Source organism: Streptomyces sp. NPDC051018 (assembly GCF_044456085.1).
Taxonomy (GTDB): Bacteria; Actinomycetota; Actinomycetes; order Streptomycetales; family Streptomycetaceae; genus Streptomyces.
The window spans coordinates 126744-149370 of sequence record NZ_JBITFN010000014.1; the positions used below are offsets into that span (position 1 = coordinate 126744).

A 22627-nucleotide genomic window follows, 5' to 3' on the forward strand; every position below is an offset into this window, starting at 1 on the left:
GGAGGCGCACTCGATGAGGAGAGATATGACCGAGAACGGCAGGACCCCGGTGGACTTCTGGTTCGATCCGGTGTGCCCCTGGGCCTGGATGACCTCCCGCTGGATGCTGGAGGTGGAGAAGGTCCGGGATGTCGAGGTCCGCTGGCACGTGATGAGCCTCGCCGTGCTGAACGAGGACAAGCTGGACGAGGTCCCGGAGGAGTACCGGGAGGGCCTGAAAGCGGCGTGGGGACCGGTCCGGGTCGCGATCGCCGCCCGCGAACTGCACGGCGCAGAGGTCCTCGGGAAGCTGTACACCGCCCTCGGCACCCGGTTCCACAACCGCGGCGAGGGCGTCGGCCGCGAGTCCGTCGCCGCCGCCCTGGCGGACGCGGGCCTGCCCGCCGAACTGGTCGAGTACATGGACCGGGACACCTACGACACCCAGCTGAGGGCCTCCCACAAGGAGGGCATCGACAAGGTCGGCCAGGAGGTCGGCACACCGGTCATCGCGGTCCCGGGCGCGGACGGCGGGCAGGTCGCCTTCTTCGGCCCGGTCGTCACCCCCGCGCCGCGGGGCGAGGAGGCGGCGAGGCTCTGGGACGGCACCCTGCTGGTGGCGTCGATCCCCGGCTTCTACGAGATCAAGCGCACCCGTACACGCGGGCCGGACTTCTCCAACCTCTGACCGCGCCCCGGCCGACCGGCGTCGTCCGCGCCCCGGCCGGTGTCGTCCGCGGACCGGAACGCCGTCCGCGGACCGGATTACGGAAGGACCCCCGCGAGTCACGTCCTCGCGGGGGCCCTTCTTTCATCCGCCTGCAGGTGAAGGTTGAGAAGACGATCACGAGCAGGACGACTGTTGCCCGCCCGTCAGGGCGCGATCAGCGGGGTGCGCTCCTTCGCCTCCGCGTACCGCTTCGCCACGTCCTGCCAGTTCACGACCTGCCACATCGCGTCGATGAAGTCCACCTTCTGGTTCTTGTACTGAAGGTAGAAGGCGTGCTCCCAGGCGTCGAAGACCAGGATCGGCACCGAGCCCTGGCCCACATTGCCCTGGTGGTCGTAGACCTGCTCCACGATCAGCCGCCGGCTGACCGGCTCGTACGCGAGAACACCCCAGCCCGAGCCCTGGGTCGTCGCGGACGCCTTGGTCAGCTGGGCCTTGAACTTCTCGAAGGAGCCGAACGACTCCGCGATCGCGTCCGCCAGCTCACCGACCCCGTCCTTCTCCAGCGGCTCGCCGCCGCCGTCGCCGGTCATGTTGTGCCAGTAGATGCTGTGCAGGATATGGCCGGAGAGATGGAACGCGAGGTTCTTCTCCAGCCCGTTGATCGCCCCCCACGCGTCCTTGTCGCGTGCCTCCGCCAGCTGCTCCAGCGTGTCGTTGGCGCCCTTGACGTACGCGGCGTGGTGCTTGTCGTGGTGCAGCTCGATGATCTGCGGATTGATGACCGGTTCGAGCGCCGCGTAGTCGTAGGGAAGTTCAGGAAGCGTGTAGATGGCCATGTCCGGTCCCTCCGAGCTGCTTGTTGCACATTCTATGCAACTGCACGTTAGCAGCAGGAGGGAGCCGGACCGGATCAGGCCTTGGTCCTAGGACCTGAGTCCCCGTGCCCGCGAGCCCGCTTCCGGGACCCGCCGCCGGGCGCGGCGGCGGGCGCGGCGGCGGGTCTGTGCCAGGGGCTCCGGGCGGGTCTACGCCAGGGGCTCCGCGCGGGTCTGCTCCCTGGCGATGACCGCGAGGTCGGGGAAGTCGGTGACGACGGCGTCCACACCGAGGCGGTAGTGCCGGGCGTACTCGGCGAGCGCGTCACCGAACTCGCTGCCGACCGTGCCCCGGCGCAGATCCGCGGGCAGATACTGGTTCTCGGCGCGGAAGGTGTACGCGCCGACCCGCAGCCCCGCCCGGTGCGCGTCCGCGAGCAGCGGCGACGGCGGTACGACGGAGGACTTGTCCGGGCCGATCCACTGCGCGTACTCCGCGATTCTCCGCAGGCCCTCCGGCGTCGACATCTGCGCGTACGTCTGGTCGTGGCCGTAGGGACCGCCGGTCGTCCCGAGTGCCTGCCACAGCGGCAGCCTCAGCCGGGCGTCGGCGATCCGCAGCAGGCTGGACGGCTCGAAGGACTGGACCACGCACTCGCGCGCGCCGAGCCGGTTGCGGCGGATCACCCGGACGAGTTCCGGCTCCAGCGGCAGCCCGATGGAACGGAAGTACGTGGGGTGCTTGGTCTCGGGGAAGACGGCGATGCGCCGCTCATGACGCTTCGACAGTTCCCGTGCCAGATCCACGACCTCCTGGAACGTCATGATCCGCTCGGTCCGGTCGAACACGGTGTTGCGGTTGCGGATCAGGGGCAGACGCTCGACCGCGCGCAGGGTCTTCAGCTCGGCGAGCGTGAAGTCCTCGGTGAACCAGCCGCTCACCTGCCGTCCGTCGATCAGCTTCTTCGTCCTGCGCTCGGCGAACTCCGGGTGCGAGGCGACGTCGGTCGTCTGCGAGATCTCGTTCTCGTGGCGCACGACCAGGACATGGTCCTTCGTCACCACCAGATCCGGCTCGATCCAGTCGGCGCCCGTCTGTACGGCGAGGGTGTACGACCCCGCCGTGTGCTCGGGGCGCCAGCCGGCCGCGCCCCGGTGCCCGATCACCACCGGGCCCCGCGGATGCTTCGGCTCTCCCTCGCCCTTCTGCTGCTCCTGTGCCCGGGCGGTGCCGGCGAGCGCGGTCGCGGGGGTCACGGCGGTCGCCGCGGTTGCCGCGGTCGCGGCGAGAAGAAGGGAACGGCGTCGTGGCAGTGCGGACATGAGGCTCTCCCAATTCCGGGTCTCGGACATGGTGGGGGGCGATCCACCACGCTGATCACCTCACATGGCGCGCGGGGGACCGGAACATGTCCATGCGATGTCATTTCCCCGCGCCTCCGTGTTCCGGCCCGTCCGGCCTCCACTGCGCGGCTTGCTTGCGTGGCCCTGCCCCGATCCCCGCGCCTCAATCGCCGGCGAGGCAACTCTTCCGCCGCCTGCGCCTTTCCAGCCCACCCGCCACTTGAGCAAGGACCCCGGCCGGGGGTGCATGGGCTTGGTCATTCCAGCCCGCCCGGCGTTTGAGGACGGACCTTGGCCCGGTGGGTTTGGACGCGTGGGTTGCTTGCGGGGCTCTGCCCCGGCCCCCGCGCCTCAATCGCCGGCGAGGCTGTTTTTCCCGTCGCCTGAGCATGTCCACCCCGCCCGCCGCTTGACCACGGACCCCGGCCGGGGGTGCCTGGGCTTGGGCATGTCCAGCCCGTCCGGCGCTTGAGGACGGACCTTGGCCGGGGGTGCCTGGGCTTGGGTTTTTCAGCCTGTCCGGCGCTTGAGGACGGACCCCGCCCCCGGGCGGCGCCCCCGCCTCGCAGGGGCGGAAACCTCAGCCCGTCCGGCGCTTGAGGACACCCACCCTCTGCCGCGCGTAGCCCACCACCATCAGCACCGCCGTCAACCCACCCGTGTAATACAGCTGCGTCCGCGTCCCCGGCTCCCTCGCCATCAGAAAGAACACCGTCGCCATGCCCAGCAGCGCCGCCCAGGTCAGCCACGGGTACAGCCACATGCGTACGACCAGCCGCGAGGGATCCTCACGCTCGGTCCTGCGCCGCAGGATCAACTGGGAGACCGTGATGAAGATCCAGACGACGAGAATGATCGCGCCGATCATGTTGAGGAGCCACATGAAGACATCGTCCGGCCGCCAGTAACTGAGCAGTACACAGCCGAAGCCGAACAAGGAGGAGACGAGCACCGCCATCCGGGGCACCCCGCCGTGCGCGTGGCCGAGGACCCGGGGCCCCTGACCGCGGGCGACCAGGGAGCAGGCCATGCGCGACGCACCGTAGATATTGGCGTTCATCGCTGAGAGCAGCGCCACGAGGACGACGACGTTCATGATCTGGCCGGCCTCGGAGATCCCGAGGTGATCGAGCGTGGCGACGTACGGACCCTTGGACACCACCCGCGGGTCGTCCCAGGGCACCAGGGTGACGATGACGGCCATGGAGCCGATGTAGAAGACGGCGATACGCCACATCGCTGTCCGGACCGCCTTGGCGACGCCCTTCACCGGATGCTCGGACTCCGCCGCCGCGATGGTGACGGTCTCCAGACCGCCGTACGCGAACACCGACGCGAGGAGACCGACGACGAACCCGTCGACGCCCATCGGCATGAAGCCGCCCTCGCCGGTGAGGTTGGAGGCTCCGGGCGCGTCGGTCCCCGGCAGGAGCCCGGCGATCGCGAGCGCCCCGATCCCCAGGAACAGCACGATCGCCCCGACCTTCAGCGCGGCGAACCAGAACTCGAACTCGCCGAAGTTCTTGACCGCGGCCAGATTCGTACCGCAGAAGACCAACATGAACAGGGCGACCCACGCCCATTCGGGCGTCCCGGGCAGCCAGCCGGACATGATCTTCGCCGCTCCGATGCCTTCGAGGCCGACGGCCACACAGAGCAGGAACCAGAACGCCCAGCCGGAGGTGAACCCCGCCCAGGGGCCGATCGCGCGCTCGGCGTGGACGGAGAAGGACCCGGACGCCGGGTTGGCCGCCGACATCTCGCCGAGCATCCGCATCACGAGCATGACGAGCAGCCCGGAGAGGGCGTACGCGACGACGATGGAGGGCCCGGCCTTCGCGATGCCCGCGCCGGAGCCGACGAAGAGTCCGGCGCCGATGACCCCGCCGAGGGCGATCATCGAAAGATGGCGCTGCTTGAGGCCGTGGGAGAGCGTGATGTCGTCGGGGCGGCGTTCGGAGCCCCCGGACCCGCCGGAGCGGTCGGCGGGCGCGGGCGCGGAGGTACGGGACATGGGGGAGTGCCCTGTTCATTGGCTGTGGGGACGGGCCACAGTCTGAGCGGACGTACCGCCGACAGGGAACAGCTGTCCGCTATACGGTCACGAGGCTCACACAAGGTGTACACGCGAACAACTCGCCGCGAGGGCCCCGGTGAACGGGGCTTTGGTGGAACCCTACAGCTCGCCTACCTCCCGCAGGGGGATCGGACAAGCCCCTACCTCCAGTGACAAGAGTCACGGACGCGTCCAGGTGTGGCGCTGATTTTGTGGGACCCCCATGAAGCGCGCTCAGCCGCCTTTGTCGGCGGCTGACGGTGATCGGGGGAATCCTCGTGGGCTACCGTCACTGTGTTCCCTCTACACCTTCCTGCACCCTCGCCCCGCGGAGACCCGATGAGCACTGCTTCAGCCACCTCCCGTCCCGGCGCGGTCCTCGCGGACCTGCTGCCCGCCTCCCGTACGCGGGACATCGCCCTGGTCGTCGGCGGCGCGGCGCTCACCGGTGTGGCGGCCCAGATCGCCCTGCCGATCCCCGGCTCCCCGGTGCCGGTCTCGGGCCAGACCTTCGCCGCGCTCCTCGTCGGCACGGCGCTCGGCGCGCGCAGGGGCTTCCTCTCCCTCGGGCTGTACGCCGTGGCGGGCATGGCCGGTCTGCCGTGGTTCGCGGAGGGCGAGGCGGGCTGGGGGATGCCGTCGTTCGGGTACATCCTCGGCATGCTGCTCGCGGCCACCGTCGTCGGCGGGCTGGCCCGCCGCGGGGCCGACCGTTCCGTTCCGCGCGCGGCGGGCGCGATGGTGCTCGGCTCGGTGATCATCTACGCGATCGGCGTCCCGTATCTCGCTCTGTCCACGGGCATGACGCTCACTCAGGCGGTCGCGGCCGGGCTCACCCCGTTCCTGATCGGAGACGCCGTGAAGGCGGCCCTGGCGATGGGCGCGCTGCCCGCGGCGTGGAAGCTCATCGGCCGCAAGGGCTGAGGCCCGAACCGGGGGCAGGGTACGCCTTCCGGCCGGGGCACCCCCTGGCCGGAACGCGTCTTCGGCCGTGCCACACTCGGATCATGCGCGTGTACCTCGGTTCCGACCATGCCGGATACGAACTCAAAAACCACCTCGTCGAGTGGCTCAAGGCCCATGGCCACGACCCCGTCGACTGCGGTCCCCATATCTACGACGCCCTCGACGACTACCCCCCCTTCTGCCTCCGTGCCGCCGAGCGGACGGCCGCCGACCCCGACAGCCTCGGCATCGTCATCGGCGGCTCCGGCAACGGCGAGCAGATCGCGGCGAACAAGGTGAAGGGGGTACGGGCGGCGCTGGCATGGAGCGAGCAGACCGCGGCGCTCGGACGTGAGCACAACAACGCGAACGTGGTGGCGATCGGGGGGCGGATGCACTCCGTGGAGGAGTCCACGAAGTTCGTCGAGATCTTCCTCGGCACGCCGTACTCCGGTGAGGAGCGGCACACCCGCCGGATCGACATGCTGACGGCGTACGAGACCACGGGCGAACTCCCTCCGATCCCCGAGGGCCACCCCGAGTCCTGATCGCTGCTGCGACGCCGGGCCGTCCTCGGGCCCCCGGGACCGGGGCCGTGTCCCCGCGACCGGGATTCGCGGCACCGGCCCGCGGGCAGGGCCGGGACCGGGCGTTCGGGCACCGGACGGCGAGGCGGTCCGGCAGCCGGTACGATCCAGCCCGTCCGTCGATCGAGGACGGACGGTCCCGGCACCGAGGGGTCCCGGCACCGAGGGGTCCCGGCACCGAGGGGTCCCGGCACCGAGCCCGGCCGACCCGAGGGGGCCGCCCGGGCGGGAGCCGCCGGCCACCCGCGGGGATCGAGGAGCGGGAGCACGGGGCACGCCCCGGCAAGGGACCGGACCCCCTGTGAGAGGAGCCGTACCTTGCCCGAAGGGCACACGATCCACCGTCTCGCCGCCGATCACCGCACCCGCTTCCTCGCGCGCCGGGTCACCGTCCGCAGCCCGCAGGGCAAGTTCTCCGACTCCGCCGCGCTGCTCGACCGTCAGGTGCTCGACGACGCCGAGGCCCACGGCAAACATCTCTTCCTCGGCTTCGGCGCCCTCGGCTGGATCCATATCCATCTGGGCCTCTTCGGCAGGGTCGACTTCGGTGACGCCCCCGCGCCCCCGCCCCTGGACACCGTCCGGCTCCGCCTCGCCGACGAGGACTCGTACGTCGATCTGCGGGGGCCGACGACCTGCGCGCTGATCACGGACGGCGAGAAGGCGGCGATACACGACCGCCTGGGGCCCGATCCGCTGCGGCCGGGCGACGACCCGGGACGCGCGTGGGCGAGGATCGCCCGTTCCCGTACGACGATCGCCGCACTGCTCATGGATCAGAAGATCATCGCGGGCGTGGGCAACGTCTACCGCGCGGAGGTCCTGTTCCGGCACGGCATCGATCCGTATCGCGCGGGCCGGGAGCTGACCCGCGAGCAGTGGGACACGATCTGGGCGGACCTCGTGGAGCTGATGCGCGAGGGCGTACGCAACAACCGCATCGACACGGTCCGCCCCGAGCACATGCCCGAGGCGATGGGCAGACCGCCGCGGATCGACGACCACGGCGGCGAGGTCTATGTGTACCGCCGGGCGAACCTGCCCTGCCATATCTGCGCCACGGAGATCCGTACCGCCGGTCTGGCGGCGCGCAATCTGTTCTGGTGCCCGCGCTGCCAGCGCGGCTGATCGACGGCACCGGGCCCCGCGCCCGGGCACCCGCCCCCGCCCGCGTCCGCGTCCGCGCAGCATCCCCGTGCCCGGGCCGCGCCCCGGCCGCTCACCGGGCGCCCCGGCCGCACCCCGCCGCAGCGCCCGCCGAGGGCGCCCGTACCGGGCAGGCGCCCTCACACCCGCAGAGCCTCCGCGGAGCCCCCGCACCGGCAGCCGGTGCCGACGCGCACACCGGCCCAGCGCCCCGGCCCCACGGCCGCCCATCACCTCACCCGCGCGCCCCGCACAGGTCCCGCACCCCTGAGAACCCTCAGAAGTCGTGCGGAACCCAGGGCGCCACATCGCTTCCGAACGCCAGGGACGCCGTCTCCACCACGGCGGGCGAGAGCGTCCGCACCCGCCCGGCGCCCTCCAGTTCCCGCAGGGACGTCCCGCCCAGATAGAGCGCGCCCAGCTCCCGTACCGACAGGACCATGTCCGCGGGGTCCGCCGTACGCTCGCACACCGCGCCCTTGGGGTCGCCGGAGAGCCGCCACCGCCCCTCGTTCCAGGGGCAGAAGGAGTCCTCGACCTCCAGGACGGCGTCCACCGGCACCCGGTACGTCCGCGCGGCCAGCGCGGCCCCGACGTCCACGGGCCTGAGGAACAGCCCGTCCCAGACGCGCAGCGCGCACCGGCGCGGATCGGAGACCAGATGGAACAGCGGGTCGTCGGCGGGCCGGTTGTCGCAAGCGATCGTCGAGGTGAGGTCGATGCCGAAGAGGAACCGCCACAGGGCCGCGTACGAGGAGGGGTCCAGCGCGTTCAGCTCCCGCAGTTCGACCGTCCCGTCGGGCCCGGCCGCGTTCCAGGAGGCGCGGTTGCGGAAGAGGGCGTAGCCGGCGGGCTCCCCGTCCCGCTCCGCGAGCACGCACTGGAGCGGCGCCGAGGGGTCGCGGTCGAAGATCTGGAGGCGGTCCCAGCCGGGCAGCCGGTCGATCATCCCGGGGCGGCTCGGGACGGTCCCGGCGTAGACCGCCTCACAGGCGGCCATCCCTTCGGCGGGGGCGACCTGCCGGAGCCGTATCGAGTCCCCGTCCTCCGCCGGGCCGTTCAGCCGTACGCGTGAGGTGTCGACGTCGGTACGGAGGCGACGGCTCGCGATGCCGTAGCCGAAGCGTCCGTAGATCGCCGGCTCGGACGCCAGGAGCATGGCCAGCGGCTCGCCCCGCTCCCGGACGTCGTCGAGCTGGCGGCGCATGAGGGAGGTCAGGATCCCGCGACGGCGGTGTGTCGCCGCGACGCTCACCATGGTGACGCCCGCGGAGGGTACGAGAGAGCCGCCCGGCACCGTCACCCGGAAAGGGAAGGACCCGGCCGTACCGACGCATTCGCCGCCGTCGTAGGCACCCAGTGAGCGGTCGTAGTGGGTGAGACTCCTCACCAGCTCACGGTGCTCGGAGCCCTTGTCCCCGTCTCCGAAGGCCCGTTCCAGGCCGCCGTACCAGACGTCCCACTCGGTCGGACTGAGGACCCGCAGCTCGGTCGTCATTCACTCATCCCTGTCTCGGAGCATCCATCAGAGGTATCGGTCACAGGCGCCGGAAAGACGCCCGCATCACATCAGAGGGCACATACGTCACAGGGGTTTCACGCCACGCCGGCCGGGGCAACTCCAGCCGTCCGCACGACGGTTATGCGCCTCCCTCCGTCGTGGCGACAGCTCCCGCAACGTACTTGTCATATGCCATCATTACCAGGCGATATGTCGACAGTGCGATCCGATTTCGAACGCATTGTCTCAGGGGTCCCCCTGCACGAACCGCCGACGGATCGATAGGGTCACACGACAATGGCCCGTGGGAGCGCAGCAGATTCGATCAAGGCCCGGATGCGGAAGTCGGTGCACCGGGTGCGCACCGCGCTGCGCAAATCCGCGGTCGACTACTTCCGCGGCGACGGCTCGGACACCCTCGCGCTCACCGGGCTTCTGCTGACCGTGCCGCTGCTCACCTGGGGCACGACCCAGAACTCCGAGTGGATCTCGCCGGCGGCCCTGGTGCTGCCGATCGTGGCCGGCGCGCTGCTGCTGCGGCCCGCGAGCCTGCTCGGGCTGTACGCGGCGTGCGCGGCGGGCCTGATCGTGGAGACCTTCGCGCTCGGCCCGTACGCCGACGGGCCGGCCCGGGTCACCCCCGGCACCGTCCTCGTGGTCGCGGCCTGCGGGTTCTTCGGGCTGCTGATCGCCCAGTTCAGAGCCCGCGTCGGCGTGCCCTGGCGGCGGGGCGGGACCATGCTGTTCGACCTGCGGGAACGCATCCGGGTGCAGAGTGCCCTGCCCCGGCTCCCGGCGGGCTGGCACCGGGAGATGGCGCTGCGTCCGGCGGGCGGGCAGTCCTTCTCGGGCGACTTCGTCGTCGCCGCCCGGACGAACGGGGGCCGCACCCTCGAAGTCGTTCTCACCGATGTCTCCGGCAAGGGCATGGACGCGGCCTCCCGCGCCCTGCTGCTCTCCGGCGCCTTCGGCGGGCTCCTCGGCTCGCTGCCGCCGCACGGCTTCCTGCCCGCGGCCAACGGCTATCTGCTGCGCCAGGACTGGGACGAGGGGTTCGCCACCTCGATCCACCTGGTCCTGGACCTGGACTCAGGCGACTACGAACTGCTCTCCGCGGGCCATCTGCCGGCGCTCCAGCTGAACGCGGGCAGCGGACGCTGGGAGGAGAAGGGGGCGGAGGGTCCGCTGCTCGGGGTGTACGAAGGGGCGCAGTTCGACCCCGTGAAGGGTTCGCTGCGCCCCGGTGACGTACTGATGCTGTTCACGGACGGGCTGGTGGAGGCTTCGGACAGGGACATCAGCGAGGGCATGGACCGCCTGACCGGTGAGGCCGACCGCTATGTCCACTCGGGCTTCGAGGGAGCGGCCTGGCATCTGATCGAGGCGGTCGCCAAGGACGTCAACGACGACCGTGCCCTGCTGCTGCTGTGCCGCGGAGCTTGAGCAGCGCCACACCGGACAGCCACAGCATGGCGGTGATGGCGCCGATCGCCAGCGTGAGAGACCCGGCCTTGCCGCCGGCCGTCGCCCAGCCGTTGCCCACCAGCAGCGCCGCCCCGGCGATCCGGGACCCGATGGCGAGCCCGCGCTCACCGGCACGGCTGAAGTGGCGGCCGAGCACGAAGTTCGCGGCGATCAGGGCGATGAAGGAGATCGATCCGGCGAGCAGATGCCCCATGGCCATGCCGGAGATGGTCTCCGGTGTCCCGGCCGGGGCTCCGGCGAAGCCGTCCCCCGCGTCCATGACGAAGATCCCCGCGGCGAACATGCCGATCCCGTTGACCAGGGCGAGCCGGGGCACCCAGGTGCCGCCGGGGGTGCCGTACAGGGCGCGCCGCAGTCCGAACGAGCCCACGGCGGTCAACAGTCCGGCGATCACGAAGTTGGTGATCTGGAGCCAGCCGAGCGAGCCGTTGCTCAGCATGCTGAGCGGGTGACGGGTGAGGTCGAAGCCCTCCCGGGTGGCCGCCTGGGCCAGGGAGACGACCGCCCACAGAGGGGCGGAGACGGCGGCGGCGAGGAGGAGGCGGCGGGTGCTCGCGGTGGCGGGGGAGGCGGAGAGAGTGGTGGTGGTGGCGCTCATGAGGTGCTGCCTTCCATCGTGCTTGCTGGGGTGGTGCTTCGGGTGCGGGGCTCGGCGGGTGCCGGCTGCCCGGGCATCTCGGGTGTCCCCCGGGCTTTCCGGGTTCTCCGGTGTCTCGGGGTCCCGGCTTCTTCGGTTCTCGCTGACACGTCGATCGGGGCATGTGACAGGGAACGTTTCTCTTCCCTGTCGCATACGCTGTCCGACGCAGGGCCAGAGCGAGGCGAGTGACGCCGAGCACCACAGAGAAGGTGAGATTCCGATGCGCTACCTGATGATGAGCAAGGCGACCGAGGCCACCCCCGTACCCGACGAGAAGCTGTTCACGGAGATGGCCGCGTTCGTGGAGGAGTTGACCGCGTCCGGTGTGCTGCTGGCGACGGGCGGCCTCGCGCCCGTGGGCGTCCGGTTGGTCTCCGAGGGCGACGAACTCACCGTCACCGACGGGCCCTTCACCGAGGCCAAGGAGGCCGTCGCGGGCTTCGCGCTCGTGGAGGTCCGCAGCAAGGAGGAGGCGGTCGAACTGGCCCGGCGCTTCCGCCGGATCGTCGGCGACGGCGAGAGCGTGATCCAGGAGGTCTTCAGCGGATGACCGCCGCCGTGTCACCCGCCCTCCGTGTCGATCGTGCCGTGAGGCGCGCTCTCCACGGGATCCGCGCCGCGGGACCCGGCCTCCGGGGTCCCCGCGCCGCGGAGCCCGGCCTCCGGGATACCCGGGATACCCGGGATACCCGCACACAGGGGCCCACCCCTTGATGGACGCCCGTCGCACGATCGACGCGGTCTGGAAGCAGGAGTCCGCGCGGATCATCGCCGGACTCACCCGGCTGGTCCGGGATGTCGGCCTGGCCGAGGAACTGGCCCAGGACGCCCTCGTGTCCGCGCTCGAACAATGGCCGCAGTCAGGCGTCCCGGACAATCCGGGCGCCTGGCTGATGGCCGTGGCCAAGCGCCGGGCCGTCGACGAGATCCGCCGCTCCCGGAATCTCGAAGGCAAACAGGAACAGCTCGCCCGCGAGCAGCTTCAGGAGCAGCGGGAGCGGCAGTGGGGGGAACAGCCGGGAGCGGCGGGCGAGCCGGCACCCGGGGACGAGGAGGGGGAGCCGCCGGACCAGGACGACATCCTGCGGCTGATGTTCATCTCCTGCCACCCCGTCCTGCCCACGAGCGCCCGCGTCGCGCTCACCCTGCGCCTCGTCGCCGGACTGACGGCCGGGGAGATCGCCCGTGCCTTCCTCGTCACGGAAACGGTGATCGCCCGCCGTATCGCCGACGCCAAACGCACCCTCGCCGAGGAGCGGGTGCCCTTCGAGATGCCGCCCGGCGACGAGCTGGCCGAGCGGCTGACCTCCGTACTGGAGGTCATCTACCTGGTCTTCAACGAGGGTTACTCGGCGACGAGCGGCGACGACCTCCTGCGCCCCGGCCTCACCCTGGAGGCGCTCCGCCTCGGCCGGCTGCTCGCGCGTCTGGCCCCGGGCGAGGCCGAGGTCCACGGCCTGGTCGCCCTGATGGAGATCCAGGAGTCCCGTTCCGGGGCCCGTACGGGGCCCTTGGGCGAACCGGTGCAGCTCCACGAGCAGAACCGGGGCCGCTGGGACCAGCTCCTCATCCGCCGGGGCTTCACCTCGATGCTGCGGGCGCGGGACATCGCCCGTGAGACGGGCGCCCCGCCCGGCCCGTACGTCCTCCAGGCGGCCGTCGCCGTCCAGCACGCCCAGGCGCGCACCGCCGAGGAGACCGACTGGGCGGGCATCGCGGCGCTGTACGAGGCGCTCGTCCGGCTGCTTCCCACCCCGGTCGTACGTCTCAATCTGGCCGTGGCCGTGGGCAGGGCACGCGGTCCCGCCGCCGGACTCGCCCTCGTCGACGAGCTGGGCACCGATCCCGCGCTGCGCGACTACCACCTTCTGCCGGGGGTGCGGGGCGATCTGCTGGCCCGGCTCGGCCGGTACGAGGAGGCGCGCCGGGAGTTCGAACGGGCCGCCTCCCTCACCCGGAACGCGGCCGAGCGGAGCTTTCTGCGCCGTCGCGCGGACGCCGCCGGACTGTCCGTCACCCACACCCGTGCGACGGGCGTCACACTCGCGGGAGCCGCGCGCGACTTCCTCGCCCGGGACGGACTCGACGCGTCGACCGCGCGCTCGTACGGCCAGACGCTGGACCGGCTGCGCCGGGGCCTCGGCGACGGGCTGCCGCTCACGTCCCTGACGGCCGATCAGCTGGTCCGGGTCTTCACGGCGGCCTGGGGCGGCGCGGCGGCGGCGACCTGGAACCGGCACCGTTCGGCGCTGCGTTCGTTCGCGCGGTGGGCGTCCCTGGACGAGGAGATCGTCTCGGCGGTGGGACGGCGGGAGGGAACTCCCGTCCGGACGGCCCCGATCGCCCCGGAGCTGCTCGAAGCGCTCTGGGGCCGGGAGGACCTGCCGCTGCGCGAACGGACGCTGTGGCGGCTGCTGTACGAGTCCCGGGCCGGGGTCGGCGCGGTGCTGTCGCTGAACGCCGAGGATCTGGACCTGGAGGAGCGCAGGGCCCGGGCGGGCGGCGGCTGGGTGAACTGGCGCTCCGGGACCGCGCGTCTGCTGCCGCCGCTGCTGGCGGGCCGGACACGGGGGCCGCTGTTCCTCACCGAGCGGCGGCCCGGTCCGGCCCGCCGGCCGGTACCGGCCGACACGAGTCCGGACACGGGCCGCGGACGGCTGTCCTACGAACGTGCCGAGTATCTCTTCAAGAGCACCACCCGGGCCCTGGACCCTGAAGGCCGCGGTTTCACCCTGCGGCAGCTGGGGGTCTCAGACCCGTAGCGGCTCCCGCGCGGGCAGCATCCGCGCCAGCAGGGACGAGCGGCCGGCCATCAGGGGGCCGAGGACCGCCAGCAGCAGCACATAGCCCGCGATGAAGGGCGAGAGCCGGTCGTCGAGACCGGCCGCCGCGGCCATGGTCGCGAGGATCAGCGCGAACTCGCCCCGCGCCAGCAGCGTGGTGGAGATATTGGCGGCGGGTCCGGGGCCGAACCGGTAGATCCGGGCGGCGGCGAGGCCCGCGAGGACGTTCATCGCCAGGGTGACCGCGACGGCCGCGAGCACCGGCCACAGGACGGTCGGCAGATCGCCGGGGTCGATCGAGAGGCCGAAGGCGAAGAAGAAGATCGCGCCGAAGGCGTCCCGGAGGGGGTGCACGAGCTTGCGGATCCGGTCGCCGGAGGCCGTACTGCCGAGCATCAGACCGACCATGAACGCGCCGATCGCGTCCGCGACCCCGAACCACTCGGAGACACCGGCGAGGAAGACGGCCGCGCCGAGGAAGGAGATGACGAGGAGTTCGTCGTCCCGGGTGTTGATGAGCCGTCCGACGACCCGGGTGCCGTACCGGGCGGCGAGCGCGAGCAGCAGCAGGAAGCCGAAGGCCCTGCCGCCGTCCATCACGGCGGCCGAGAGACTCTCGGCGCCGGACAGGATGGGCTGGAGCGCGGCCAGATAGAGCGCGAGGAAGACGTCCTCGACGACGATGATGCCGAGGATGGGCTTGGTCTCGGGGTTGCCGATACGGCCCAGGTCGACCAGGACCTTGGTCACGATCGCGGACGAGGAGATGCCGAGCACCCCGGCGAGGACGAGCGCCTCGGACGTGCCCCAGCCGAGGGCGAATCCGAAGCCGAGCCCGGCGCCGACGTTGAGGACGAGATACGTCCCTCCGGCGAGGGCCATCCGGCGGCCGCCCGACTTCAGATCGTCGAGGTGGAACTCCAGGCCCAGATAGAAGAGGAGGAGCACCAGGCCGAGGGCCGAGAGCATCTCCAGATCGTGCGGGTCGGCGACGAGGACGACGCCGGGGGTGTGCGGGCCGAGGAGGATCCCGGCCAGGATGAACAGGGGGATCGTGGGCAGACCGATGCGGCCGCCGAGGCGGGCGAGGAAGGCGGCGGCGAGAAAGGCGCCGCCCATGGCGATGAGGGTGTCTGCGTGTCCGATGGGCTCATCCTTCGTCGAATCGGGGGAACGGCGGGAGAACGGGAGGGAACTGGGGAGAACGGGAGAGAAATAGTCAAGGGGACGTCAAGGAAGCGTCAGTAATTAGTTTACCAAATGATTGATGTTCGCAACTACCCCCGTCTGCATGGAATGCCGTCGGTGGGGTTCTCCCCACCCCCGTCCCTACAGCAGCCGCCATGGTTCACCAGGGCTCCGATCCGTAGCGTCTAAGGCGTTGACCTGCGGGGACCGACAGCGCCCGACCGTCTTTACGGGAGGGAGCGCCTGGGCCGCGCAGGCCACACGGACCACCGACGGCGACGGACTCGGTGACAACGGGAAGGCGGAGACGACCATGGGGCTGCGACGCACAAAGCGCCGGCACACGACGGAGGGCGGTGCTCCCGGCGGCTCGGCGGTACCCGACCACTCCGCGCCCGGCGGCGCGCAGGTCCGCTCCGGGGCCGGCGGCTCCGTTCCCGACCACTCCGCGTCCCGTGGCCTCCTGCCGGGCCCGCCCCCGCACCCGCCCGGCGCCCCCGGGGCGCCCGCCGGCTCCGCCGCGGTCGAACTGCGCGGCGTACAGCGCCGTTACGGCAAGGGAACGGGCACCGTACACGCCCTGCGCGGGATCGACCTCGTCCTTCCGCACGGCACTTTCACCGCCGTCATGGGGCCGTCCGGCTCCGGCAAGTCGACCTTTCTCCAGTGTGCGGCGGGACTCGACCGCCCCACCGGGGGAACGGTGTGCCTCGGCGGCACCGACATCACCGGTATGAGCGAGAACAAGCTCACGGTGCTCCGCCGCACCCGGCTCGGCTTCGTCTTCCAGGCGTTCAATCTGATGCCGTCCCTGACGGTCGAGCAGAATGTGCTGCTGCCGCTGCGCCTCGCCGGAAAGCGCGCCGACCGCCGGCGGGCCGCCGAGGTCCTCGCACAGGTCGGCCTCGGTGACAAGGGCCGGCGCCGTCCCGCCGAACTGTCGGGCGGTCAGCAGCAGCGAGTCGCGCTCGCCCGTGCCCTCGTCACCAGGCCCGATGTGATCTTCGCCGATGAACCCACCGGCGCGCTCGACACCACCACGGCCTCCGAGGTGCTCACACTGCTGCGCTCGGCCGTGGACCGGCTCGGCGCGACCGTCGTGATGGTCACCCACGACCCGGTGGCCGCGGCCTACGCGGACCGTGTGCTGTTCCTCGCCGACGGCCTGATCACCGAAAGCCTCGCGGGCGCCGACGCCGACCGGATCGCCGCCAGGATGGCCTCCCTCACCCGCCCCGCGTACGTGGGAGCGATCGCCTGATGTTCGCTCCCAACGGCCTCGCCCGCGCCGCCGTCCGCTTCCGGCCGTCCTCCTTCGCGGGTACGTTCATCGCCCTGATGCTGACCGCGATGATCGTCTCCGCGTGCGGAATCATGCTGGAGAGCGGCCTGCGGGTCTCCGTACCGCCGCAGCGCTACGCCGGAGCACCCGTCGTCGTCGCGGCCGACCCCGTCTCCCACTACGTCGTCGGCAGCGGCGAGGAGCGCTACGACGAGTCCGTGTTGATCCCCGACAAGGCACGCCTCGACGAGGCCCTGGTGGCGGAGGCCGCCGCGGTGCCCGGGGTGGCGAAGGCCATCGGTGACGTGACCTATCCCGTGCTGCGGGGCACCTCCGCGCTGACGGCGCAGGGCTGGGGCTCGGCCGCCTTCACCGGCACCGGGCTGACCGCCGGGGCCGCACCGCGCAACGGCGAGGCGGTGATCGGCGGCGGGGCGCGTGTCGGCGACCGGATCACGCTGGAAACCCCGGCGGGTAAAAGGGAGTTCACCGTCTCCGGTCTGACCGCGCGGCCCGGCGTCTGGTTCTCCGACCGGCAGGCCCTCGCGCTGTCGGGCCACCCCGGCAGGATCGACGTCATCGCGGTCGTTCCCGAACAGGGCACCTCCGCGAAGACCCTGGCCACCCGGCTGACCGACCTCTACGGCAAGGGCTACGACAAGCCCAAGGTCCACACCGGCCAGGACCGGAGCCTGGCCGAGGGCGTCGGAGCGGCCGAGGCCGAGGAACTCCTGGTCGGTTTCGGGGCGTCCTTCGGCGGGGTCGCCACGATGGTCGCGATCTTCACCGCGTCGGGCACGGTGGCGCTCTCCGTCGGGCTCCGCCGCCGTGAGTTCGCGCTGCTGCGGGCCATCGGCGCGACACCCCGCCAGATCCGCCGTGCCATCGCCACCGAGGCCATGCTCGTGGCACCGCTCGCGGGAGCGCTCGGCTGCCTGCCCGGAATCGCCCTCGCCAACTGGTGGTTCGGCGAACTCAAGGACCGGGGCGCGATCCCCGCGCCCGTCGAACTGGCCGTCTCCGGCCTCCCGCCGGCGATCGCCGGCGGCGCCGTCGTGGTCACCGCCCTGATCGCGGGCTATGCCGCCGCCCGCCGGCCGTCGAAGATCAAGCCGGGCCAGGCCCTGGCCGACGCCTCCGTCGAACGGGTCGGCTTCGGGTGGATCCGTACGCCGCTGGGGCTCGCCGCCCTCGTCGGAGGCATGGTCCTCGCGGGCGTCGCCGCGAACGAGAGCGGCGAGGACGCGGCGAACGCCGCGCTCGGTGTGGTCATGCTCTTCATGCTCGCCGTCGGCCTCCTCGGCCCGCTGATCGCCCGGGTCTGCGCCGCGCTCTTCGGGCTGCCGCTGCGCGCGGCGGGCGCGTCCGCCTCACTGGCCGTCGCCAACTCCCGTACCAACGCCCGCCGGCTGGCATCCGCGATCACCCCGATCGTGCTCGCGATGGCCTTCTCCTCCGTGCTCGTCTTCCTGCACACCAGTACGGACCGGGCCACCGAGCGCCAGCAGCGCGAGGGCATCACCGCCGACCATGTCGTCACCGGCTCCGGAGGCGGCCTCCCGATGGACGCGGCCGAGCGCGCCGCCGCCACCCCCGGGGTCTCGGCCGCCGTCTCGCTGCTGCGTACGAGCGTGCTGGTGCCCGTCACCTCCATGGGCGAGAAAACGCTGTACGAGGCGTCCGCCCAGGGCGTCGGAGGCGATCCCGCGGCCCTCGGCAAGGTCCAGGACCTCGATGTCCGTACGGGCTCACTGGACACCCTGGCCCCCGGCGACATCGCGATCGGCAGCGCCCTCGCCGACTCGGCCGGGGCGGGTGTCGGAGACCGGCTGCGGCTGCGGCTGCCCGACGGCACGCGGACGACCGCGCGGGTCGTGGCGGTGTACGACCGGAGCCTCGGCCTCTCCGAGGTCACCCTCCCCGCGTCCACGCTCACCGCGCATGTCTCGGCCGCCTACCCCCAGGACCTGCTGGTACGGGCGACTCCCGCCGCCGCGGCCGACCTCACCGCGCTCGGCACTGTCCGGGACCGGGCGGGCTACGCCGCCGCGCAGAGCGTCGACCGCGAGCTGAGCGCCTGGGTCAACACCGTGATGGCGGCGATCCTGGGCGGCTTCGCCGCGATCGCCGCCGCGAACACCCTGGTGATGACCGTCCTCGACCGCCGCCGGGAACTGGGCATGCTCCGGCTGATCGGCTCCACCCGCCGCCAGGTGCTGCGCATGATCCACTGGGAGGCGCTCCTGGTCACCGTGGCCGGTCTCGCGCTCGGCACCGCCATCGCCCTGACCACCCTGATCCCCATGGTCGACGGCCTCACCGGGCAGGCACCCCATGTGCCGCCGCTGCTGTACGGCTCCTTCGTGGCCGCGATTCTCGCCCTGGGCTTCGCGGCGACGACGATCCCGGCCCGCGCGGCCCTGCGGTGACGATGCCCGGGCGCTCCTGGTCCACTGGACCGTTCCCCGGACCATCCGGCCCGGGGCCCGGTCCATGGGCCACCCGGTCCCAGGGGCCGCGGCGCACCTGATCAATGGGGCACCCGGGGCCCCGGGCGCTCCTGGTCCCCGGGCCACACCCGGCCGAGGGGCCCCGGCCCACCGGGGCACCCGGGGTCGCGGTGCACCTGGTCCATGGGCCACCCGGGCCCCAGCGGTCCCGTTCCCGGTCCGCTCCCGATCAGGCCGGCATGGCCGTCCGGCCGGGGGCCGCGGCCCGTGGGAGCGGACCCGGGTGAACCGGCCGCCGGGGGCGGGCGGGCGGGGCGCCCGGCCCCTACAGTCGGAGGTATGACCACACCGCCGCTGACACTCGCCGAGGTCGAGGCGATCGCCCGGGACGCCCATGCGCGTCAGACCGACAAGTCCGGACGTCCGTACGCCGAGCACCTGGCCGCCGTCGCGGAAGGCGTACGCACCCGGGGCGGCACCGAGGAGCAGATCGCCGCCGCATGGCTGCACGACGCCGTCGAGGACGATGCGCTCTCCGAGCGGTGGCTGGCGGAGGCGGCGCTGCCCGCGCGGGTGAAGGACCTGGTCCTCGCGCTCACCAAACGGCCGGGCGAGGAACTGGAGTCGTACACCGCGCGCATCCTCGCGACCCCGGGCGCACTCCTGATCAAGGAGTCCGATCTCGCCCACAACAGCGACCCCACCCGGCTCGCCGCCCTCGACGAGCCGACCCGCGCCCGCCTCACCGCCAAGTACACCAGGACGCGCGCGCTGCTGGGACTGTCCGAACCACGGTCCGGTGACTGAGATCACCCGGTGACGATCAGGCCGAATTCTTTCGCGGCTTTCCTCGCACTCTCGCTCCACCAGAGGTGAAAACACCCTGCGTGGCAGGGGTGGCCGGGAGCGCGGATGGCGAGATTCCCTCGTCGACGATTCGTCAGAGGGTCGCATGGACCGCCCGGTTGAGTGGCACGATGTTCAAGAGGCGGGGAAGTGCAGCGTTCTGTGCCCCCGGACCGGCGAGGCGGACGATCGAGGGTGTGATCAGTTGTGGCCATTTCACTGTCTGTGGTGCTGCTGTTGGGCATCATCCTCGTGGTGCTGATGCGATCGGGCGCGATCAAGGCCGGACCGGCCGTCGCTGCCATCCTCTTCGGCTTCTTCCTGGCGTCGACGGGCATGGCCCCGTCGATCAACAGGTTCCTCAACTCGATAGCGGACACGATCAACGAGATCACCTTTTGACCCGGTGACCCACCCGTCCCGCCTCCCGGCGGGGCACCCGCCGTCCGGCGCCGTCCGCGCGGCGCGACGGTACGATGCGCCGTCATGAGCAAGTCACTCGGAGTGGACATCACCGGCGGAGACGCCCTGGGCACCAATGTGCACATCGCCGTACCGCGTTCGCTCCTGAGCGCCCTTCTGCACAGCGGCACCTGGGTGGGCCACCAGGTCGACGGCGAGGTGGCCAGCGACACTCTGGACATCGGCAAAGTGATGATCACCGTCACCGACGACTGACCCCACTCCCGGGGCCCGCCACTCCCACCGGAACCGCCCGGAGCCCCGTCGGCGCCGGGACGGCGGCTTTCCCCTGCGAACGGGCCGGCCTGCAACAACGGCTCAGGGCCGGTCCCGGAGGATGAACCTCCGGGACCGGCCCTGAGCCGTATGGAGCGGGCGACGGGAATCGAACCCGCGTAGCTAGTTTGGAAGACTAGGGCTCTACCATTGAGCTACGCCCGCGAGGTGCCGCAGGTCCGCGGCACGAAGAGCATCGTAGCGGGTCCTGGGCGCGCGGCGCACACCCTATTCCTCCCGGTCGGCCACCACTCGATAAGCGGCAGCCTGACTGCCTGCGAACATGTACCCTACGTGTCGCACCGACGGGGTGTGGCGCAGCTTGGTAGCGCGTCCGCTTTGGGAGCGGAAGGTCGTCGGTTCGAATCCGGCCACCCCGACCACCACCAGCATCGCCCTGCAAGATCGCATTGTGGGGCGGATCCGGCTTGCGGCTACTATGCAAACTGCGTGCCCGTGTGTCGGACGAGTCGGACGAGTGAGGCCGACCGCGACGACGATCCGGGTCGATCAGCTGAGCCGCCCCGTATGCGTTCCATATGCGGCGGACGCGGCAGAACCCCAGAATTCAGCCATCAAGGAGACCGAACCGTGAAGAGCGCCGTGGAGACCCTGAACCCGACCCGGGTTCGGCTCACTGTCGAGGTGCCCTTCGAGGAGCTCAAGGACAGCCTCGACGCGGCGTACAAGAAGATCAACCAGCAGGTCACGGTCAAGGGCTTCCGCAAGGGCAAGATCCCGGCCCGAGTGATCGACCAGCGGTTCGGGCGGGGCGCGGTGCTGGAGGAGGCCGTCAACGACGCGCTCCCGAAGTTCTACACCGAGGCTGTCAACGAGGCGGAGATCAACCCCCTCGGCCAGCCGGAGGTCGACATCACCGAGCTGAAGGACGGCGAGACGCTGAACTTCACGGCCGAGGTCGACGTCCGTCCCTCCATCGAGATCCCGGACTACTCCGGTATCGAGGTCACCGTCGACGCGGTCGAGGTCACCGACGAGGACGTGGACAAGTCGGTCGAGCAGCTCCGTGAGCGCTTCGCCTCCACCAATCCGGTCGAGCGCGCCGCCGACGAGGGCGATGTCGTCACCCTCGACCTGGAGGCCAAGGTCGACGGCGAGGTCCTGGAGGACGGCGTCGCGGCCGGTGTCTCCTACACCATCGGCTCCGGCGAGCTGCTCGACGGCATCGACGACGCCGTGAAGGGCCTTGAGGCCGGCGGTGAGGCCACCTTCACCTCCCAGCTCAAGGGCGGCTCGGCCGAGGGCAAGGACGCCGAGGTCACCGTGAAGGTCACCGCGGTCGCCTCCCGTGAGCTTCCCGAGCTGGACGACGACTTCGCGCAGCTGGCGAGCGAGTTCGACACCCTTGAGGAGCTGCGCGCGGACAGCCGCAAGCGCCTGGAGAACATGAAGGCGTACGACCAGGCCACGCAGGCCCAGGAGCGCGTTCTGGAGGAGCTGCTGAAGCTCGCCGAGGTGCCGGTCCCCGAGAAGCTCCTCGAAGAGGAGATCAACACCCGCAAGCACAACCTGGAGCACCACCAGCTCGGCCAGATGGGCATCGACCTCGCGAAGTACCTGGAGATCCAGGGCAAGACCGAGGAGGAGTTCGACGCCGAGACCAAGGAGCAGGCGGTCAAGGGCATCAAGACCCAGTTCCTGCTGGACGAGCTGGTCAACAAGGAGAAGCTGAACGTCAACCAGGAGGAGCTGACCGAGCACCTCATGCGGCGTGCGGCTTCCTCCGGCATGAGCCCGGACCAGTTCGCCCAGGCCGTCGTCGAGGGCGGGCAGGTCCCGATGCTCGTCGGCGAGGTCGCCCGCGGCAAGGCGCTCGCCGTGGTCGTCGAGGCGGCGAAGGTCCTCGACACCAACGGTGAGGTCGTCGACCTGGACGACGACGAGGACGAGGCCGAGGCGGGCGAGTCCGCCGAGGGTGTCACCGCCGATGCCGCCGATGCCGGGACCGACGCGGCGGACAAGGCCGACCAGTCCGAGGACAAGGGGGACAAGCCGGAGGCCTGAGCACCCCCCGCCCGGGCCCCGGACAGGGGGTCCCGGGGGACAGTGCCCCCGCGCGTGGCCCGTGCGGATCCCGCCAGGGGCCGTACGTGCCGCCCCGCACCGCCCACGGAGGGCCCGGACGCACCCGCGTCCGGGCCCTCCGGC

General features: G+C 71.4%; 19 protein-coding genes and 2 tRNA genes. 14 read left to right on the forward strand and 7 right to left on the reverse strand.

Annotated features, from left to right (window positions below):
• Window positions 1-25: 25 nt before the first annotated feature.
• Entirely contained in the window at window positions 26-667 is a 642-nt protein-coding gene (locus ACIBCM_RS23695) for a DsbA family protein (protein ID WP_399246287.1), read from the forward strand.
• A gap of 185 nt (window positions 668-852) precedes the next feature.
• Here the strand turns inward: ACIBCM_RS23695 and ACIBCM_RS23700 are convergent, their stop codons facing one another.
• From ACIBCM_RS23700 to ACIBCM_RS23710, 3 genes are all read right to left on the reverse strand, one after another.
• On the reverse strand, window positions 853-1488 hold the full coding sequence (locus ACIBCM_RS23700) for a superoxide dismutase (RefSeq protein ID WP_399246289.1): 636 nt from the start codon (window positions 1486-1488) through the stop codon (window positions 853-855).
• Window positions 1489-1677: 189 nt separating this feature from the next.
• Window positions 1678-2790 carry a glycerophosphodiester phosphodiesterase family protein gene (locus ACIBCM_RS23705; RefSeq protein ID WP_399246291.1) on the reverse strand — a complete coding sequence of 371 codons (1113 nt, stop codon included), beginning with the start codon at window positions 2788-2790 and terminating at the stop codon, window positions 1678-1680.
• 601 nt (window positions 2791-3391) lie between these two features.
• On the reverse strand, window positions 3392-4825 hold the full coding sequence (locus ACIBCM_RS23710) for an amino acid permease (RefSeq protein ID WP_399246293.1): 1434 nt from the start codon (window positions 4823-4825) through the stop codon (window positions 3392-3394).
• 381 nt (window positions 4826-5206) lie between these two features.
• Between ACIBCM_RS23710 and ACIBCM_RS23715 the strand changes: the two genes are divergently transcribed.
• From ACIBCM_RS23715 to ACIBCM_RS23725, 3 genes are all read left to right on the forward strand, one after another.
• Window positions 5207-5791 (forward strand): biotin transporter BioY, encoded by a 585-nt coding sequence (locus tag ACIBCM_RS23715; RefSeq protein ID WP_399246295.1) that lies wholly within the window; start codon window positions 5207-5209, stop codon window positions 5789-5791.
• Window positions 5792-5874: 83 nt separating this feature from the next.
• Window positions 5875-6360 (forward strand): ribose-5-phosphate isomerase, encoded by a 486-nt coding sequence (locus tag ACIBCM_RS23720; protein ID WP_399246297.1) that lies wholly within the window; start codon window positions 5875-5877, stop codon window positions 6358-6360.
• Between the two features lie 357 nt (window positions 6361-6717).
• The gene (locus ACIBCM_RS23725) at window positions 6718-7527 is read left to right on the forward strand and encodes an Fpg/Nei family DNA glycosylase (RefSeq protein ID WP_399246299.1); all 810 of its coding nucleotides are present in this window, start codon (window positions 6718-6720) and stop codon (window positions 7525-7527) included.
• A gap of 295 nt (window positions 7528-7822) precedes the next feature.
• On the opposite strand, the gene ACIBCM_RS23730 is transcribed toward ACIBCM_RS23725, so the two are convergent.
• Window positions 7823-9043, reverse strand: coding sequence for a GNAT family N-acetyltransferase (locus ACIBCM_RS23730; protein ID WP_399246301.1), 1221 nt, complete (start codon window positions 9041-9043; stop codon window positions 7823-7825).
• A 300-nt stretch (window positions 9044-9343) separates the two neighbouring features.
• On the opposite strand from ACIBCM_RS23730, the gene ACIBCM_RS23735 reads away from it, so the two are divergent.
• Window positions 9344-10489 carry a PP2C family protein-serine/threonine phosphatase gene (locus tag ACIBCM_RS23735; RefSeq protein WP_399246303.1) on the forward strand — a complete coding sequence of 382 codons (1146 nt, stop codon included), beginning with the start codon at window positions 9344-9346 and terminating at the stop codon, window positions 10487-10489.
• Here ACIBCM_RS23735 and ACIBCM_RS23740 read toward each other — a convergent pair.
• Window positions 10446-11129, reverse strand: coding sequence for a DUF998 domain-containing protein (locus ACIBCM_RS23740; protein ID WP_399246304.1), 684 nt, complete (start codon window positions 11127-11129; stop codon window positions 10446-10448). The genes ACIBCM_RS23735 and ACIBCM_RS23740 overlap by 44 nt on opposite strands.
• A 262-nt stretch (window positions 11130-11391) precedes the next feature.
• On the opposite strand from ACIBCM_RS23740, the gene ACIBCM_RS23745 reads away from it, so the two are divergent.
• Window positions 11392-11721 (forward strand): YciI family protein, encoded by a 330-nt coding sequence (locus ACIBCM_RS23745; protein ID WP_399246306.1) that lies wholly within the window; start codon window positions 11392-11394, stop codon window positions 11719-11721.
• A 163-nt stretch (window positions 11722-11884) separates the two neighbouring features.
• A complete protein-coding gene (locus ACIBCM_RS23750) occupies window positions 11885-13933 on the forward strand; it encodes a DUF6596 domain-containing protein (RefSeq protein WP_399246308.1) in 2049 nt (682 codons plus the stop codon).
• On the opposite strand, the gene ACIBCM_RS23755 is transcribed toward ACIBCM_RS23750, so the two are convergent.
• Window positions 13922-15073, reverse strand: a complete 1152-nt coding sequence (locus tag ACIBCM_RS23755; protein WP_399246310.1) for a cation:proton antiporter — start codon at window positions 15071-15073, stop codon at window positions 13922-13924. The genes ACIBCM_RS23750 and ACIBCM_RS23755 overlap by 12 nt on opposite strands.
• Before the next feature lie 382 nt (window positions 15074-15455).
• Here ACIBCM_RS23755 and ACIBCM_RS23760 point away from each other — a divergent pair, with 382 nt between their 5' ends.
• From ACIBCM_RS23760 to ACIBCM_RS23780, 5 genes are all read left to right on the forward strand, one after another.
• On the forward strand, window positions 15456-16403 hold the full coding sequence (locus ACIBCM_RS23760) for an ABC transporter ATP-binding protein (protein WP_399246419.1): 948 nt from the start codon (window positions 15456-15458) through the stop codon (window positions 16401-16403).
• Complete coding sequence (locus ACIBCM_RS23765; protein WP_399246312.1) at window positions 16403-18853, forward strand: FtsX-like permease family protein; 2451 nt, start codon at window positions 16403-16405, stop codon at window positions 18851-18853. Before ACIBCM_RS23760 ends, ACIBCM_RS23765 begins: the two co-directional genes overlap by 1 nt.
• Before the next feature lie 360 nt (window positions 18854-19213).
• Complete coding sequence (locus tag ACIBCM_RS23770; RefSeq protein ID WP_399246314.1) at window positions 19214-19681, forward strand: HD domain-containing protein; 468 nt, start codon at window positions 19214-19216, stop codon at window positions 19679-19681.
• 246 nt (window positions 19682-19927) lie between these two features.
• Window positions 19928-20122, forward strand: coding sequence for a hypothetical protein (locus ACIBCM_RS23775; protein ID WP_399246316.1), 195 nt, complete (start codon window positions 19928-19930; stop codon window positions 20120-20122).
• 84 nt (window positions 20123-20206) lie between these two features.
• Window positions 20207-20398, forward strand: coding sequence for a hypothetical protein (locus ACIBCM_RS23780; protein WP_399246318.1), 192 nt, complete (start codon window positions 20207-20209; stop codon window positions 20396-20398).
• A 151-nt stretch (window positions 20399-20549) separates the two neighbouring features.
• On the opposite strand, the gene ACIBCM_RS23785 is transcribed toward ACIBCM_RS23780, so the two are convergent.
• A tRNA-Gly gene (locus ACIBCM_RS23785) sits at window positions 20550-20623 on the reverse strand.
• 141 nt (window positions 20624-20764) lie between these two features.
• Here ACIBCM_RS23785 and ACIBCM_RS23790 point away from each other — a divergent pair.
• Both ACIBCM_RS23790 and tig read left to right on the forward strand, forming a co-directional pair.
• A tRNA-Pro gene (locus ACIBCM_RS23790) sits at window positions 20765-20841 on the forward strand.
• Window positions 20842-21049: 208 nt separating this feature from the next.
• Window positions 21050-22483 carry a trigger factor gene (gene tig / locus ACIBCM_RS23795; RefSeq protein ID WP_399246320.1) on the forward strand — a complete coding sequence of 478 codons (1434 nt, stop codon included), beginning with the start codon at window positions 21050-21052 and terminating at the stop codon, window positions 22481-22483.
• The last annotated feature ends 144 nt before the right edge of the window (window positions 22484-22627 follow it).

Coding starts and splice junctions, on each gene's coding strand:
- ACIBCM_RS23710 (WP_399246293.1), bottom strand. CDS start 4,825: ATGTCCCGTACCTCCGCGCCCGCGCCCGCCGACCGCTCCGGCGGGTCC.
- ACIBCM_RS23720 (WP_399246297.1), top strand. CDS start 5,875: ATGCGCGTGTACCTCGGTTCCGACCATGCCGGATACGAACTCAAAAAC.
- ACIBCM_RS23715 (WP_399246295.1), top strand. CDS start 5,207: ATGAGCACTGCTTCAGCCACCTCCCGTCCCGGCGCGGTCCTCGCGGAC.
- ACIBCM_RS23700 (WP_399246289.1), bottom strand. CDS start 1,488: ATGGCCATCTACACGCTTCCTGAACTTCCCTACGACTACGCGGCGCTC.
- ACIBCM_RS23735 (WP_399246303.1), top strand. CDS start 9,344: ATGGCCCGTGGGAGCGCAGCAGATTCGATCAAGGCCCGGATGCGGAAG.
- ACIBCM_RS23780 (WP_399246318.1), top strand. CDS start 20,207: ATGAGCAAGTCACTCGGAGTGGACATCACCGGCGGAGACGCCCTGGGC.
- ACIBCM_RS23755 (WP_399246310.1), bottom strand. CDS start 15,073: ATGGGCGGCGCCTTTCTCGCCGCCGCCTTCCTCGCCCGCCTCGGCGGC.
- ACIBCM_RS23745 (WP_399246306.1), top strand. CDS start 11,392: ATGCGCTACCTGATGATGAGCAAGGCGACCGAGGCCACCCCCGTACCC.
- ACIBCM_RS23765 (WP_399246312.1), top strand. CDS start 16,403: ATGTTCGCTCCCAACGGCCTCGCCCGCGCCGCCGTCCGCTTCCGGCCG.
- ACIBCM_RS23740 (WP_399246304.1), bottom strand. CDS start 11,129: ATGAGCGCCACCACCACCACTCTCTCCGCCTCCCCCGCCACCGCGAGC.
- ACIBCM_RS23730 (WP_399246301.1), bottom strand. CDS start 9,043: ATGACGACCGAGCTGCGGGTCCTCAGTCCGACCGAGTGGGACGTCTGG.
- ACIBCM_RS23705 (WP_399246291.1), bottom strand. CDS start 2,790: ATGTCCGCACTGCCACGACGCCGTTCCCTTCTTCTCGCCGCGACCGCG.
- ACIBCM_RS23760 (WP_399246419.1), top strand. CDS start 15,456: ATGGGGCTGCGACGCACAAAGCGCCGGCACACGACGGAGGGCGGTGCT.
- ACIBCM_RS23750 (WP_399246308.1), top strand. CDS start 11,885: ATGGACGCCCGTCGCACGATCGACGCGGTCTGGAAGCAGGAGTCCGCG.
- ACIBCM_RS23770 (WP_399246314.1), top strand. CDS start 19,214: ATGACCACACCGCCGCTGACACTCGCCGAGGTCGAGGCGATCGCCCGG.
- ACIBCM_RS23695 (WP_399246287.1), top strand. CDS start 26: ATGACCGAGAACGGCAGGACCCCGGTGGACTTCTGGTTCGATCCGGTG.